The following is a 14,348-nucleotide window of genomic DNA, read 5'->3' on the forward strand; positions in this document are numbered from 1 at the left end:
GCCACCCGGGCCACCATTCCCACCGGGGGTATGTCCGCCGACGTGACGTCCGCCGCATCGCCGGCAGGCGCCCCTCGTGACGCCTGTCGCATTAGTACGACTGCGAGGCCAACCCTGTGGACAACCGGCTCACCCGTCCCCGGCGACCTGGCAGCATGGCGGTGTGACAGCAGCAACGCACTCCCCGCTCTTCCCGCAGGCACCGGACTCGGCCGACGCGGTGCTCGACGGGCTCGACCCCGAGCAGCGCGAGGTCGCCACCGCGCTGCACGGCCCGGTGTGCGTGCTGGCCGGAGCCGGTACGGGCAAGACGCGGGCGATCACCCACCGCATCGCCTACGGCGTGCGCGCCGGGATCCTCCAGCCCTCCAGCGTGCTCGCCGTCACCTTCACCAACCGCGCCGCAGGAGAGATGCGCGGCCGACTGCGCCAGCTCGGCGCCGCCGGAGTTCAGGCCCGGACGTTCCACTCGGCGGCCCTGCGTCAGCTGCAGTACTTCTGGCCGAAAGCGATCGGTGGCGCCATGCCCCGGCTCGTCGACCGCAAGGTCCAGCTCGTCGCCGACGCGGCCGCCGCCTGCCGGATCCGCCTGGACCGCGGAGAGCTGCGGGACACCACCGGCGAGATCGAGTGGGCCAAGGTCACCCAGACCGTCCCCGCCGACTACGCCCCGGCCGCCGCCAAGGCCGGACGTGAGGCCCCCCGCGACCCCGCCGAGATCGCCCAGCTCTACGCCGCCTACGAGGACCTCAAGCGCGAGCGCGGCGTCATCGACTTCGAGGACGTACTGCTGCTCACCGTGGCGATCCTCCAGGACCGGCACGACATCGCCGAACAGGTCCGCTCCCAGTACCAGCACTTCGTGGTCGACGAGTACCAGGACGTCAGCCCCCTCCAGCAGCGCCTGCTGGAGCTGTGGCTCGGCGACCGCGACAACCTGTGCGTGGTGGGCGACGCCAGCCAGACCATCTACTCCTTCACCGGCGCCACCCCGGACCACCTGCTCGACTTCCGCATCCGCCACCCCGGAGCCACCGTCGTCAAGCTGGTCCGCGACTACCGCTCCACGCCCCAGGTCGTCCACCTCGCCAACGGCCTGCTCGCCCAGGCCAGGGGCCGCGCCGCCGACCACCGCCTGGAGCTGATCTCCCAGCGCGAGCCCGGCCCGGAGCCTGTCTACACCGAGTACACCGACGAGCCCGCCGAGGCCGAGGGCGCCGCCCGGCGCGTGCGCGAACTGCTCGACTCCGGCATCCCGGCGGCCGAGATCGCCGTCCTGTTCCGCACCAACTCCCAGTCCGAGACCTACGAGCAGGCCCTCGCGGACGCCGGAATCCCCTACCAGCTGCGCGGGGCGGAGCGCTTCTTCGACCGCCCCGAGGTGCGCAAGGCGGGGATCGCGCTGCGCGGAGCGGCCCGCTTCGGCGGCAACGACTCCCTCCTCGACGGCGCCGTCGACCTGCCCTCCCAGGTGCGTGCCGTGCTCTCCGGCGAGGGCTGGACCCCCGAGCCCCCGGCCGGCTCCGGCGCGGTCAGGGAGCGCTGGGAGTCCCTGGCCGCCCTGGTCAACCTCGCCCACGACTTCGCCGCCGCCAAGCCCGGCGCCACCCTCGGCGACCTCGTCGCCGAGCTCGACGAGCGGGCCAACGCCCAGCACGCCCCCACCGTGCAGGGCGTCACCCTCGCCTCCCTGCACTCGGCCAAGGGCCTGGAATGGGACGTGGTCTTCCTCGTCGGGGTGGCCGAGGGCATGATCCCGATCACCTACGCGAAGACCGACGAGCAGATCGAGGAGGAGCGCCGCCTCCTCTATGTCGGCGTCACCCGCGCCCGGGAGCACCTCCACGTCTCCTGGTCCCTGGCCCGCTCGCCCGGCGGTCGCCCCAACCGCCGCCCCAGCCGCTTCCTCGACGGACTGCGCCCCGGCTCCTCCATGGCCGCGGGCCGGACCGCCGCCGGGGGCGCGGGCGGTGTCGAGCGCGGCTTCACCAGCAGACCGGGCGTCGCCGCCCCACGCCGCACCCAGCGCACCGTCGCCCGCTGCCGGGTCTGCGGACGCACCCTCACCGACGCGGGCGAGATGAAGCTGATGCGCTGCGACGACTGCCCCTCCGACATGGACGAGGGCCTCTACGAGCGGCTGCGGGAGTGGCGCGCGGAGCAGGCGCGGCGCAGCGGGCAGCCGGCGTTCTGCGTCTTCACCGACCGGACCCTGATGGCGATCGCCGAGTCGAGCCCGGACGACGAGAGAGACCTGGCACGGATCCCGGGTGTCGGGATGCGCAAGCTCACGCGCTACGGCGCCGATGTTCTGGCCATCTGCGCAGGTCGGGAGCCCGGGGGAGAAGAAGACGAGGACTGATACGAACTCGTCGAAAAAATAGTTTGCGCATGCCCCGGCAATCCCCATAGGTTCTTAAGCACGGAAACGGAGCCTTCCTGAGGCCCCGATTCCGTGTTGTACTTGCATACCCGTCGGACTGGTTCGTCCAGTCCCCCGAGACGCCGAGAGGAGGCGAGTCCAGTGATCAGCATCAACACCAGCTCCAACGTCAGCAGCGTGAAAATGACCGATCGCTCGGTCGTCGCCTCCCTGTGCATGCTCGGCGCCTCGAACAAGGGCACCGGTCTGTCCGGCATTCGTGCCGAGCGTCCGGCTGCCTCCCTGTCCCTCGCGGGTCTTCCCATCCGCGAGCGGGCCGAGCGACCGACCAAGGCACTGGAAGCGGCAGTAGTGGCACAGGCGGATGCCTATGCCTTTACGGCGACCGGTGCCGGATTCCGGAAGCAGACGACGCAGCACCACCAGATGTGGGCCTTCCGTGGGCCAGAACCCTGGAGTGATCCAGCCTGATTCGATCAGGCCGGCGCCTTCAGGGCCGCGGAACCCCATCCGGGATCCGCGGCCCTTCTGTTTGTCCCGAACGGGGCGACGGAGCGAAGGAGCCTCGGGACAAGAAAAGAACCCGGTACCAGCCGCCACCCGGTCCCACCGGACCGGAACGACCAGACGAGGAAGACGAACCGTGCAACTCGAAGCGCACGCCCCGTCCGTACCGCCTTCCGAAACGATCCCCCCGCCCGGCCTCACGGAGGACTCCACCTTGACTCCGCTCACCGCGCTCACCGCGCTCGACGACGCCATCGAGAACCTCGGCGTACCCGTCCCGTGCCGCTCCTACGACCCGGAGGTCTTCTTCGCCGAGTCGCCCGCGGACGTCGAGTACGCCAAGTCCCTCTGCCGCACCTGCCCGCTGATCGAGGCCTGCCTCGCCGGCGCCAAGGAGCGGCGTGAGCCCTGGGGCGTCTGGGGTGGCGAGCTGTTCGTCCAGGGTGTTGTCGTCGCCCGGAAGCGGCCGCGTGGCCGCCCGCGCAAGAACCCGGTCACGGCATGAACACCGCAGGAACGATCGACCGCCCCCTCACGCACGACCCCAAGAAGCAGGCCCCGATGAAGCCGTCCACCACCGAGCCCGCAGGCGCGACGCCTGAAGACTTCACCACCACCGGCGTGATCGACTCGCGCCAGAACAGGACCCGTGAAATGCAACTCATCCCAGAAGCCCTGGCCCGTGCGCATATGCACGAGCGCCTGCACGACGCCGAGCGGGAACGCCGGGCTCTGCGCCTGGTGACCGCGCGGCGCATGCAGCGCCGCGCCGAGCGTGCCTCGCTGCGCGCCCGCCGCGCGATCGCCATGGCGGTCATGCAGTAATCGACCCGGCAGGCTGCACCGGCCTCCCATCAGGGAGGACATCAGCTCCCCGCGGGGGCCGGTCCGTGCGAACGGACCGGCCCCCGCGGTGCGTTGTGCGTGGGTGCGCCGAGGGCGGAGTTATCGTCACGGGGTGACGAGTCTTCCCGGAGGCGGTGACGGCGCCGGTTCCGTCCCCGAGCAGCCCCTGGCGTGCGCCGGCTGCGGCGCCAAGGCGGAGGGTCCGGAGCCCACCTGGACCTGCTCCGTGGAGAACGGCGAGCGCCGCTACTTCTGCGACACCTGCTCCCGGAAGAACCTCAGAGCCATTGAGGGGCGCCTGGACTCGTCCTGGTGGTGAACCGCGCGAAGGCGGCGGCCCGGACCGGGCCTCACGCCTCCGCGGCCGACTCCTCCTCGGTCTCCTCCTCCGGCACGAACCCCGGCAGCCACTCCTCCAGCTCCTCGCGCAGCCGGACCGTGGCCCCCAGCTGACACAGCACACCGATGGTGCTCAGCGTCACCCGGTGTATCAGCAGATAGGCGGGCGGCAGATTGAGCTGCTTGCCGAGCTGGTAGGCGGGGGAGCGGGGGTCGGCGACCCGGGCCGCCTGGCTGCGCATCCAGCCGCGGGTGAAGGTGAAGGCGTCCACCTGGGCCGGTTCGATGATCGGCAGCAGATAGTCCAGGACGGCGTCCGGGTCCAGCGCTATGGACTCCTTGACGAACCCTTCCCGGCACAGCAGTTCGTAGACGGACTCGGCGTCACCGTCGAGGGTCATGCGCAGCGATTCGCCGATCGGGGTGGGCAGTCCGCCGGGGAGGCGGTCGACCGTGCCGAAGTCCAGCACGCCCAGCTTCCACTCCGCCTCGTCGTCCGGACCGCCCGGCAGCAGACGGAAGTTGCCCGGGTGCGGGTCGGCGTGGAGCAGCCCGGTGCGGGCCGGACCGGAGAACAGGAACCGGGCCAGCAGCTGGCCTGCGCGGTCGCGCTGCTCCTCGGTGCCGCCGGTGATGATCTCCGAAAGCGGGATGCCGTCGATCCACTCGGTGACCAGGACCTGGTCGCACTGGTGGACCACATCGGGCACCACCACGTCCGGGTCGTCCGCGAACTCCTCCGCGTGCACCCGCTGGGCCTGGGCCTCCAGGTCGTAGTCCAGCTCCTCCGAGACCCGGTCCTTCAGTTCGGTGATCAGCGGCTTGATGTCCATGCCGGGGACGAGGGGACCCAACAGCCGGGCGAACCGGCTCAGTTGGCCGAGGTCGGAGAGCAGGGCCTCACCGGCGCCCGGGTACTGGACCTTGACCGCGACCGTCCGGCCGTCCTGCCACACCGCCCGGTGCACCTGTCCGATGGAGGCGGCCGCGGCGGGCTTGTCGTCGAACTCGACGAACAGCTCGCGCCAGTCCTCCCCGAGCCGCTCGGCCAGCACCGAGTGCACCGTGCTGGTCGGCATCGGCGGCGCCGCTTCCTGGAGCTTCGTCAGCGCCGCCCGGTAGGGGCCGGCCACCTCCTCGGGCAGTGCCGACTCGAAGACGGACAGGGCCTGCCCGAACTTCATCGCGCCGCCCTTGAGCTCACCGAGCACCTTGAACAGCTGCTCGGCGGTGCGCTGCTGCAGCTCCCGGCCGACGAGTTCCGCGGACTCGCCCACGATGCGCTTGCCCAGTCCCCAGGTCGCCCGTCCGGCGAAGCCGAGCGGGAGCGCGGCGAGCTTGGCGGTCCGGGTGACCGCCTTCCGGGGAAGATCAGACATGCGCCCTCCAGGTCCCAGCCGGTCGTGCGTCTGGCTCACGGCGTGACGTTCTCGACGGCCGTTGCTCCGCCATTGTCTCGTGCGCCTCTCCGTCCTTGGAGGGGTGTCCTTCCTTACCTCTGTCCGCGGCCCCGCAGGGGCATGCGGGATGCCCCCACACCGGCCGGGCGTGCCAGGTCAGACCGGGCAGCGACACCTCCCAGCGGGCGCCGGCGCTGGACGGCGACCGGCCGTCGAGGAACGCCAGCGCGTGTGCGGCCGCCAGTCCCGCGACCGTGGTGGCCAGCGCCAGGTCGCAGGCCGGCACCGGCCGCGCCCTGCCCCCGCCCGACCGCCACTGGGCGACCAGCCGGGGCCAGACCGGATCCCGGTCGGCGCGGTCCTCCTGCAGACAGCCCGCGCAACCCGTCTCGCCCGGCAGGACGAGCGGACCCACCACACCGGTTCCCTCGACCACTCCGGCGTAGAGATGGGGCGTGCCGGAGGCGAGGAGGTCCTCGGCGGCGGAGGGGACCGGGGCGTGCACCGACACGTCGTCGCGGGGGGCGAGGATCACCAGCGCGTGACCGGGGTTCGCCTCCTCGGGCGGTGCCTGGGGGCCGCGGCGGGGCGGGCGGGCCGGGGCCGCCCGGCGTACGGCCCGGCGGGCGGCCTCGTCGCGGCGCTCACCCACCGCCTCGGCGGGCAGTCCGCCCGGCGCCACGTCCCACGGCTCCACCCGGCCGCCGTCGCGCACCTCGACCTCGCCCACGCCCGCCCCGGCCAGCAGCGAGGCCAGTACGGCGCCCACCCGGCCCGCGCCGCGCACCTGGACGCGCAGCGAGCGGCGGGCGGCCAGCCGGTGCATGGCCTCGCCCGGTTCGGAGGAGGTCAGGGAGAGCGAGGCGAGGTCCGGGCGCAGCCGGTCCAGGACCTCCTTGCGGCCGCGCAGCTCGGCACCGGCCGCGCCGCCCCCGCGGGCGTCGTCGAGCAGCCCCGCGTGGGCCAGCCGCGCGATCAGCCCGTCGACATGGCCGTCGGGCAGACGCATCCGGCGCCCCTCAGCCCGCAGCAGCTCCGGCCCCCGGGTGCCGTTGAGCAGGTCGAGGAAGCTGCCCGTGGCCGTGTCCATCGGGCCGAGCGTCATCGCGTGCGCGGGAGTCATGCCGAACTGCACGGTATTGAGGTCACGCCAGCCGCGCCGCAGCGCGGGCTTCACCATCGGATGCATGACAGAGCCCCCGTAAGTCATGGTTCGTACCCATATGCTGGTTGTGTCGCCCGCCCCTTCGAGCGGTCGTGGTGGTCCACCGGCGAGAGCCAGCATGCCGGGCTGCGCGGTCCGGCGCCGAAAGTTGTCCACAGGCTGCGGAATTCTTCGTACAAATCCAACGCTTGGTGGCGTCTGGGCGCCGAACCGTACCGGAGTCGGGACTTCCCCCGTGTGCAGCGGGTAACGTCAGGGCGTGTCCGTCGACCCACTGCACCGCGCCGGAACGCCACAGCGACGCACGACGAGCCCGCCGCCGAACGTTTCGGGGACGAGCGCGATCGAGGTGCGCAGAAGTGCCCGTCGCCGCAGGACGGTGTCCGCGTACCGCGAGGGGGACCGCACCGTCGTCCTCATCCCCGCCCGGATGTCCGAGGCGGAGGAACAGCGCTGGGTGAACGTCATGCTGGACAAGCTGGCCGCCCAGGAGAGCAAGCGGGTCCTCGGCGACGCGGAGCTGGCGGAGCGCGCGGACCGCCTCTCGGCGCAGTACTTCGAGGGTCGCGCCCGGCCCAACTCGGTGCGCTGGGTCACCAACCAGAACACCCGCTGGGGCTCGTGCACCCCCGCCGAGGGCAGCATCCGCCTGTCGCACCGGCTCCAGGGCATGCCGGAGTACGTCGTCGACTACGTCCTGCTGCACGAGCTGGCGCATCTGCTGGTGCCCGGCCACGGGCCGAGGTTCTGGCAGCTCATGGACGCCTATCCGCGCACCGAGCGAGCCCGGGGCTATCTGGAGGGCGTGGTGGCCGCCGACCGGCTGCCGCACCTGCCCGGCGCGCGCGGAGAGTGACCGCGCCCCGACCTTCAGGTACCGAGGTGCGCCGGTTTCGTACCGGCTGTGTACCGACTTCGTCCGGTGTCGGAGTTTGCCGTTAGCCTGACGCGACGCACTCACTTCGGGATGGGGGACGGTCGTTACGCATGGCCAGGGAATTCCAACGCGGCCACAAGGCCAGGATCAGTGACCTCACCGCGGGCACGGATCTGTACGTAGGTGTGCAGATCTCCGGCCCGGGACTGACCTTCGACATCAGCTGTTTCGGTCTCGACGCCGACGAACGGCTCTCGGACGACCGGTACTTCATCTTCTTCAACCAGCCGAAGTCCCCGGAGGAGTCCATCCAGCTCCTGGGTGCCCAGGCCGGTGACACGGAGTCCTTCCGGGTCACCCTGGACCGGATCCCGCCGCAGATCCAGAAGCTGTCGTTCACCGCGACCCTCGACGGCGCCGGACAGATGTCGCAGATCGGCCCCGGGTACATCCGCATCGTGGCCGGTGGCGAGGAAGTCGCCCGGTACTCGTTCAGCGGTTCGGAGTTCACCACCGAACGCGCCGTCATGCTGGGCGACTTCTACCTGAAGGACGTCTGGCGGTTCGCCGCCGTCGGCCAGGGCTTCGACGGCGGGCTGGAAGCGCTGCTGAAGAACTTCGGCGGCGAGGTGCTGGAGGAGGAGACCCCCGCACCCGCCCCGGCTCCGCAGCAGCCGCAGACCGGCGCCTCTCCCGGCTTCGCGCCGCCCGCCCAGGCCACCGCGCCGCCCGCGTTCGGCACCCCGGCGCCCGCGCCCGCCCCGGCGCCCGCACCGGCCCCGGCTCCCGCCCCCCAGGGCTTCGCCCCGCCCCCCGGCGCCACACCGCCCCCGGCCCCCGCGCCGTCGGTGCACGCGCAGCCCACGATCATCGCGCCCATGACCCCGCCCGGCGGCACCCAGGTCCCGCCGCCCGCACCCGCGCCCGCCGCCCCCTACGGCCAGCCGCCTCAGCCGCAGCAGCCCTACGGCCAGCCCCCGGCGCCGCCGAGCGCTCCGATGCCGCCCGGCTACGGCCAGCCGCCGCAGGCCCCCCAGGGCTACGGCCACCCCGCCCCGCCGCCCGGCTACGGCCAGCAGCCGCCCTACGGCCAGGTCCCGGGCCAGGCCCCCGCCCCCTACGGCGCCCCGCAGGGTGCTCCGCAGGGCATGCCCCAGGGGCCCGGCGTGGCTGCCGCGCTGGAGCAGTACCGGGAGACGCCCACCGGGCAGCGCTGGACGCAGCAGAACAAGAAGATGGTCCGCGTCGACCTCGGCATCGGCGGCAACGCGGTGCTCGCCCGCCAGGGCAGCATGGTGCTTTACCAGGGCAAGGTCGACTTCAGCTACAAGGGCGCCGGTTTCGCCGGCCGTATCGTCGGCAACGCCACCGGCCAGGAGATGCAGCTGATGCGCTGCACCGGCCAGGGCCAGGTGTTCCTCGCCGAGGAAAACACGATGGTCCACCCGATCGAGCTGCAGGGCGACGGCATCTGTGTCTCCGCGGAGAACGTCCTCGCCTTCGACGAGGGCCTGCAGTACGAGGTCCGCCGGATCGAGGGCCACGGCATCCCCGGCGGCGCGCTGTTCACGATGCAGTTCACGGGCACCGGCACGATCGTGGTGAAGACGCACGGCACGCCCGTCGTCCTCCCGGTCACGCCGACGACGTTCGCCGACGCCAACGCCGTGGTCGCCTGGTCGTCCGCCGCCCAGGTGGTCGTCTCCAGCCAGGTGCGCATGCGCCGCAACGCCTACCCCGGGGACACCGGGGAGAGCGTCAACCTCCAGTTCCGGGCCGCTCCCGGCAACTTCATCGTCGTCCAGCCGTACGAGATCTGAGGGAGCCCGTCATGAACCAGCCACTCGCGGGCTTCGCCCCCGCACCCGCCGCCGCCCGCATGGAGAACCACGGCAACCACATGCTGAAGGTCGCCATGCAGACCGGGAACGACCTCCTCGCGCGCGTGGGGTCGATGGTCGCCTACGAAGGGTTCGTGCAGTACGAGCCCAACCCGCCCGCCGTGCGCCAGATCGCCAAGGACTGGCTCACCGGTGAGGGCGCGCCCCTGATGAAGTGCTCCGGCGACGGACTGCTCTACCTCGCCGACTACGGCGCCAACGTCGTCGTGATCAACCTCAACGGCGACGGCATCTCCGTCAACGCCACCAACCTGCTCGCCTTCGACGCGCACCTGACGTGGGGAGTCGAGCGCGTGAAGGGCCTGGCGAAGTTCGCCGGGCAGGGCCTGTGGAACACCAAAATCTCCGGGCAGGGCTGGGTCGCGCTGACCTCCCGGGGCAAGCCGATCGTCGTGGACTGCGGCGGCGGCGAGAACGAGACGTACGTCGACCCCGACGCGCTCGTCGCTTGGTCCCCGAACCTCAAGGTGAAGGGCAAGCGCAGCTTCAAGGCGCAGTCGCTCATCGGCCGGGGCAGCGGCGAGGCGTACCAGATGGCCTTCTCCGGCCAGGGCATCGTCGTCGTCCAGCCCAGTGAGGACAGCACCGACCGTCTCCGGATCCGGGGCTGAGGGGGAGCCAGAACGCCATGCAGAGTCCGCTTTTCGCCTACAACGACCAGCAGACCCAGGACCGCTGGAGCCTGCAGAACAAGCAGATGCTCCGCGTCCTCCTGGAGGGGCACGACGACATCCTCGCCCGCAAGGGCACGATGGTCGCCTACCAGGGCCTGGTCGAGTTCGACGCCGAGTTCCAGAGCAACCAGCAGTCACGCTCGCGTGCGCACACCGGTGAGGGCCTGGACCTGATGCGCTGCCACGGGCAGGGCACGGTCTACCTCGCCAACCTCAAGCAGCACATCCACCTGGTGGACGTGGACCAGGACGGACTCACCGTCGACAGCAGCTATGTGCTGGCCATGGACTCCTCGCTGCACCACGAGGTCATCGCCGTGGACAGCCTCTACGGCATCTCCGGCTCCGGGAAGTACCAGCTCAACATCACCGGCCGCGGCAAGGTCGCCCTGATGACCTCCGGTATGCCGCTGATGCTCCAGGTCACGCCGGACAAGTACGTCAACTGCGACGCCGACGCGATCGTCGCCTGGTCCACCGGTCTGCGCGTGCAGATGCAGGCCCAGACCCACTCCTCGGGGGTGTGGCGGCGCCGCGGCAACACCGGCGAGGGCTGGGAGCTGAGCTTCATGGGCACCGGGTACGCGCTGGTGCAGCCCAGCGAGCTGCTGCCGCCGCAGAACGCCCAGATCGGCTCGGGCCTCGCCGCGCAGTACGGCATGGGCCAGCAGGGCGCCCGGGGACAGAACCAGGGCAACGTCTGGAGCTGACGGACGAGCACAGGTAAGGGGCGACCACCAATGGGGGTCGCCCCTTACACGTTCGCCCCGTCTAGACGTTTACACGTTCACTCCGTCTACGCGTTCAGCCGCGCGCGGCTCGCTTCGAGTAGCCGTACGACGGACTCGTCCGCCGCGCCCGCCACCTCGTCGTAGCCGAACCAGCGGACGTCCAGGGACTCCTCGCTGACCGTGTGCTCCGCGTCCGGGGGCGCCAGGACGGCGTACTGCACGTCCAGGTGCCAGTTGCAGGGCGCCGGGATCGGATGCCGGTCGAGCCGTACCGGGCCGCCCGGCAGCAGCGTCAGGCCGGTGACGCCGGACTCCTCGGTGGCCTCGCGCAGGGCTGCCGCCGAGAGCGTCGCGTCGCCCGGCTCGCAGTGGCCGCCCATCTGCAGCCACATCCGCAGCTTGCGGTGCAGCGTCAGCAGGACCCGCTCGCGCGTGGGGTCGATCACCAGGGCGCTCGCCGTGATGTGCCCGTCCGTGCAGGCCTTCCACATGCCGTCCGTATGGGCCGCGAGGTGGTCGAGGTAGACCTGGCGCAGCTCAGGCTGGTCCTCGTACCCCTTGAGCACCAGGACCGCGTCGTCGTGCAGACTCAATCGCTGTCGTCGTCCTTCTTGCCGTCCGTGCCGTCCTCGCCGCCCTTGCTCAGGTCGGGCTTCCCGGCTGAGCCGCCGTCGGCCGCCTCGCCGAGCATCTTGTCCAGCTCGGAGAAGTCCATGTGCTCGCGGTGGACGAAGCCGTCCGGGTCGTCCAGGTCGGTGGCCGTCGGCAGCATGTCCGGGTGGGCCCACAGGGCGTCGCGGCCGTCGACACCGCGCGCGTCCGTGAGCGAGGCCCACAGGCGCGAGGCGTCGCGCAGCCGGCGCGGGCGCAGCTCCAGCCCGATCAGCGTGGCGAACGTCTGCTCGGCGGGTCCGCCCGAGGCGCGGCGGCGGCGCAGTGTCTCGCGCAGCGCGTCCGCGGACGTCAGCCGGGGCTTGGCCGCCGCGTGCACCACCGCGTCCACCCAGCCCTCGACCAGTGCCAGGGCCGTCTCCAGACGGGCCAGCGCGGCCTTCTGCTCGGGGGAGTCCTCCGGCTGGAACATGCCCTGCTGAAGGGCGTCCTGGAGCTGCTCGGGGTTCTGCGGGTCGAACTGCCCGACCACGTCCTCCAGCTTGGCGGTGTCGACCTTGATGCCGCGGGCGTAGCCGTCGACCGCGCCGAACAGGTGCGAGCGCAGCCACGGCACATGCGCGAACAGGCGCTGGTGGGCGGCCTCGCGCAGGGCGAGGTAGAGCCGCACCTCCTCCTTCGGCACGCCCAGGTCCTTGCCGAACGCCTCGATGTTCACCGGCAGCAGCGCGGCGCGTCCGGCCGGTCCGAGCGGCAGGCCGATGTCGGTGGAGCCGACGACCTCGCCCGCGAGCACGCCGACGGCCTGCCCGATCTGCGTGCCGAACATGGCGCCGCCCATCGAGCGCATCATGCCGATCAGCGGGCCCGCCATGGCCTGCATCTCTTCCGGCAGGACGTCACCCATGGCGGTGCCGACGCGCTCGGCGACCGGGTCCACGAGTTCCTTCCAGACCGGGAGTGTCGCCTCTACCCACTCCGCGCGGGACCAGGCCACCGCGGAGGCGGCGCCGGACGGCAGTGAGGTGGCGTCGTCGAGCCACAGGTCCGCGAGCCGCACGGCCTCCTCGACGGCGGTGCGCTCGGCGGGGCCGATGCTCGCGTCCTTGGTGCCGTCCGAGGTGCCCTGGGACACCGTCTGGCGGGCGATCTGCTTGGCCATGTCCCAGTTCACGGGGCCGCCCTCGTAGGAGAGCATCTGGCCGAGCTGCTGGAAGGCGGCGCCCAGGTCGGTGGGGTTCAGCGAACCGAACATGGCTGCGAACGGATTGTCCGCGCCGGGGCCGCCAAAGCCCCCGGCGCCGGGCAGCCCGCCGAAACCGAACGGATTGGCCGGGCCCTGACCACCGCCGCTCTGCTGGTCCTTCTTCTTGCCCTCGTCGCCGTCGTCCGGCTCCTCCGGCGGAAGGCCGAATCCGAATGGGGTGTCACTCACGGGATTCCTCGGCTGGTAAGGCCGCCGGTTGGTTCCGACGGCGCGACTGCCCGATAACACCACCCAGCGTAGACACCACGGGCGGTTGGGGCCTCGGTGCTTCGCCGACTCCCGGCCTGCGGCAGGATGGATGCCACCTGGTCCGTACGCGTCACTCGCGTCCGTACTGAAGACAACCGCTGGAGACGCCCGGTGAGTTCCCCTGATCCGCAGGTTCGCGCAGCGCGAAACCCGTCCCCCAGTCCCGCCGCGCGCGGGCCCGTCGTGGCGGTCACCGGTGCCGCGTCCGGCGTAGGTGCGCTGCTCACCGAGCGGCTGGCCGCGTCCGAGGAGATCAAGCAGGTCATCGCCATCGACGAGCGGCGGGGCGAGTGCGCGGGCGCGCAGTGGCACATCCTGGACGTCCGGGACCCGGCCATCGCGGAGAAGCTGCGGGGCGCCGACGTGGTGGTGCATCTCGCGCTCGACCTCGATCTGGAGACCGACGCGGCCGCCCGGACGGCTTACAACGTCCGGGGGACCCAGACCGTGCTGACGGCCGCCGCGGCCGCGGGCGTGCACCGCGTCGTGCTGTGCACCTCGTCGATGGTCTACGGCGCCCTGCCCGACAACGAACTGCCGCTGTCGGAGGACGCCGAGCTGCGGGCGACCGCCGAGGCGACCGGCGTGGGAGACCTGCTGGAGATCGAGCGCCTCGCCCGCCGCGCCCCGCGCGCTCATCCCGGCCTGAACGTGACCGTGGTCCGCCCCGCGCTGCTCGTGGGCGGCACCGACACCGCCCTGACCCGGTACTTCGAGTCGCCGCGGCTGCTGGTGGTGGCCGGTTCGCGGCCCGCCTGGCAGTTCTGCCACGTCGAGGACCTGTGCGGCGCCCTGGAATACGCCGTGCTGGAGAAGGTCGAGGGGGAGCTGGCTGTCGGCTGCGACGGATGGCTGGAGCAGGAGGAGGTCGAGGAGCTCAGCGGCATCCGGCGCATGGAGCTGCCCTCCGCGGTCGCGCTCGGCGCGGCGGCCCGGCTGCACCGGATCGGGCTGACCCCGTCGCCCGCCGGTGACCTCGCCTACACGATGTACCCCTGGGTGGTCAGCGGCAGCCGGCTGCACGACGCCGGGTGGCGTCCGAAGTGGACGAACGAGGAAGTGCTGGCCGAGCTGCTGGAGGAGGTGTCCGGGCGGCACACGGTGGCCGGACGGCGGCTGGGCCGCAAGGACGCGACGGCGGCGGGTGCCGCGGGCGCGACGGTGGCGCTGCTGGGCGCGGCGGCCGTGGTGCGCCGGGCACGCAAGGCGCGCCGACGCATCTGATCACCACGCGCGGGCTCCTGCCCGAGGTTCACACGCGCGGGCTCGTGCCCGAGATCCACACGGTCCACACGCGCGGGCTCGTGCCCGAGGCCCACACGGTCCACACGCGCGGGCTCGTGCCCGAGGCCCACACGGTCCACACGCGCGTGCTCCTGCCCCAGGTCCACGCGCGC

The 14,348-nt window shown here is 72.0% G+C and carries 14 protein-coding genes; 10 read left to right on the plus strand and 4 right to left on the minus strand.

What is annotated here, in order from left to right; all coding sequences use genetic code 11:
- Positions 1–163 precede the first annotated feature (163 nt).
- The 5 genes from ACZ7L7_RS34070 (at position 164) to ACZ7L7_RS34090 (ending at position 4,055) form a co-directional block, all read left to right on the plus strand.
- Positions 164–2,362, plus strand: coding sequence for an ATP-dependent DNA helicase UvrD2 (locus ACZ7L7_RS34070; RefSeq protein ID WP_285510228.1), 2,199 nt, complete (start codon positions 164–166; stop codon positions 2,360–2,362).
- Between the two features lie 162 nt (positions 2,363–2,524).
- Positions 2,525–2,854 (plus strand): hypothetical protein, encoded by a 330-nt coding sequence (locus ACZ7L7_RS34075; RefSeq protein ID WP_285510227.1) that lies wholly within the window; start codon positions 2,525–2,527, stop codon positions 2,852–2,854.
- 172 nt (positions 2,855–3,026) lie between these two features.
- Complete coding sequence (locus tag ACZ7L7_RS34080) at positions 3,027–3,395, plus strand: WhiB family transcriptional regulator (RefSeq protein ID WP_019072119.1); 369 nt, start codon at positions 3,027–3,029, stop codon at positions 3,393–3,395.
- Positions 3,392–3,715 carry a hypothetical protein gene (locus ACZ7L7_RS34085; protein ID WP_093725526.1) on the plus strand — a complete coding sequence of 108 codons (324 nt, stop codon included), beginning with the start codon at positions 3,392–3,394 and terminating at the stop codon, positions 3,713–3,715. Before ACZ7L7_RS34080 ends, ACZ7L7_RS34085 begins: the two co-directional genes overlap by 4 nt.
- Before the next feature lie 133 nt (positions 3,716–3,848).
- Positions 3,849–4,055, plus strand: a complete 207-nt coding sequence (locus ACZ7L7_RS34090; RefSeq protein WP_285510225.1) for a hypothetical protein — start codon at positions 3,849–3,851, stop codon at positions 4,053–4,055.
- 31 nt (positions 4,056–4,086) lie between these two features.
- Here the strand turns inward: ACZ7L7_RS34090 and ACZ7L7_RS34095 are convergent, their stop codons facing one another.
- Together ACZ7L7_RS34095 and ACZ7L7_RS34100 are read right to left on the minus strand one after the other, a co-directional pair.
- The gene (locus ACZ7L7_RS34095; RefSeq protein WP_285510224.1) at positions 4,087–5,454 is read right to left on the minus strand and encodes an ABC1 kinase family protein; all 1,368 of its coding nucleotides are present in this window, start codon (positions 5,452–5,454) and stop codon (positions 4,087–4,089) included.
- The gene (locus ACZ7L7_RS34100) at positions 5,447–6,664 is read right to left on the minus strand and encodes a TOMM precursor leader peptide-binding protein (protein WP_453601322.1); all 1,218 of its coding nucleotides are present in this window, start codon (positions 6,662–6,664) and stop codon (positions 5,447–5,449) included. The genes ACZ7L7_RS34095 and ACZ7L7_RS34100 overlap by 8 nt, the downstream gene beginning before the upstream one ends.
- Before the next feature lie 235 nt (positions 6,665–6,899).
- On the opposite strand from ACZ7L7_RS34100, the gene ACZ7L7_RS34105 reads away from it, so the two are divergent.
- From ACZ7L7_RS34105 to ACZ7L7_RS34120, 4 genes are all read left to right on the plus strand, one after another.
- Positions 6,900–7,496, plus strand: a complete 597-nt coding sequence (locus ACZ7L7_RS34105) for a M48 metallopeptidase family protein (RefSeq protein ID WP_093725532.1) — start codon at positions 6,900–6,902, stop codon at positions 7,494–7,496.
- Between the two features lie 131 nt (positions 7,497–7,627).
- Positions 7,628–9,337: a TerD family protein gene (locus ACZ7L7_RS34110; RefSeq protein WP_285510222.1), complete on the plus strand. Its 1,710-nt coding sequence runs from the start codon at positions 7,628–7,630 to the stop codon at positions 9,335–9,337.
- A gap of 11 nt (positions 9,338–9,348) precedes the next feature.
- Positions 9,349–10,029, plus strand: coding sequence for an AIM24 family protein (locus ACZ7L7_RS34115; RefSeq protein WP_285510221.1), 681 nt, complete (start codon positions 9,349–9,351; stop codon positions 10,027–10,029).
- A 17-nt stretch (positions 10,030–10,046) separates the two neighbouring features.
- Positions 10,047–10,802, plus strand: a complete 756-nt coding sequence (locus tag ACZ7L7_RS34120; RefSeq protein WP_285510220.1) for an AIM24 family protein — start codon at positions 10,047–10,049, stop codon at positions 10,800–10,802.
- Between the two features lie 86 nt (positions 10,803–10,888).
- Here ACZ7L7_RS34120 and ACZ7L7_RS34125 read toward each other — a convergent pair whose 3' ends face one another.
- Both ACZ7L7_RS34125 and ACZ7L7_RS34130 read right to left on the minus strand, forming a co-directional pair.
- Positions 10,889–11,416 carry an NUDIX hydrolase gene (locus tag ACZ7L7_RS34125; protein ID WP_471591930.1) on the minus strand — a complete coding sequence of 176 codons (528 nt, stop codon included), beginning with the start codon at positions 11,414–11,416 and terminating at the stop codon, positions 10,889–10,891.
- Positions 11,413–12,870: a zinc-dependent metalloprotease gene (locus ACZ7L7_RS34130; protein ID WP_472077863.1), complete on the minus strand. Its 1,458-nt coding sequence runs from the start codon at positions 12,868–12,870 to the stop codon at positions 11,413–11,415. Before ACZ7L7_RS34130 ends, ACZ7L7_RS34125 begins: the two co-directional genes overlap by 4 nt.
- 192 nt (positions 12,871–13,062) lie before the next feature.
- On the opposite strand from ACZ7L7_RS34130, the gene ACZ7L7_RS34135 reads away from it, so the two are divergent.
- Entirely contained in the window at positions 13,063–14,175 is a 1,113-nt protein-coding gene (locus ACZ7L7_RS34135) for an SDR family oxidoreductase (RefSeq protein WP_453601333.1), read from the plus strand.
- Positions 14,176–14,348: the final 173 nt, after the last annotated feature.

It is taken from the genome of Streptomyces sp. NPDC110618, from assembly GCF_055657065.1.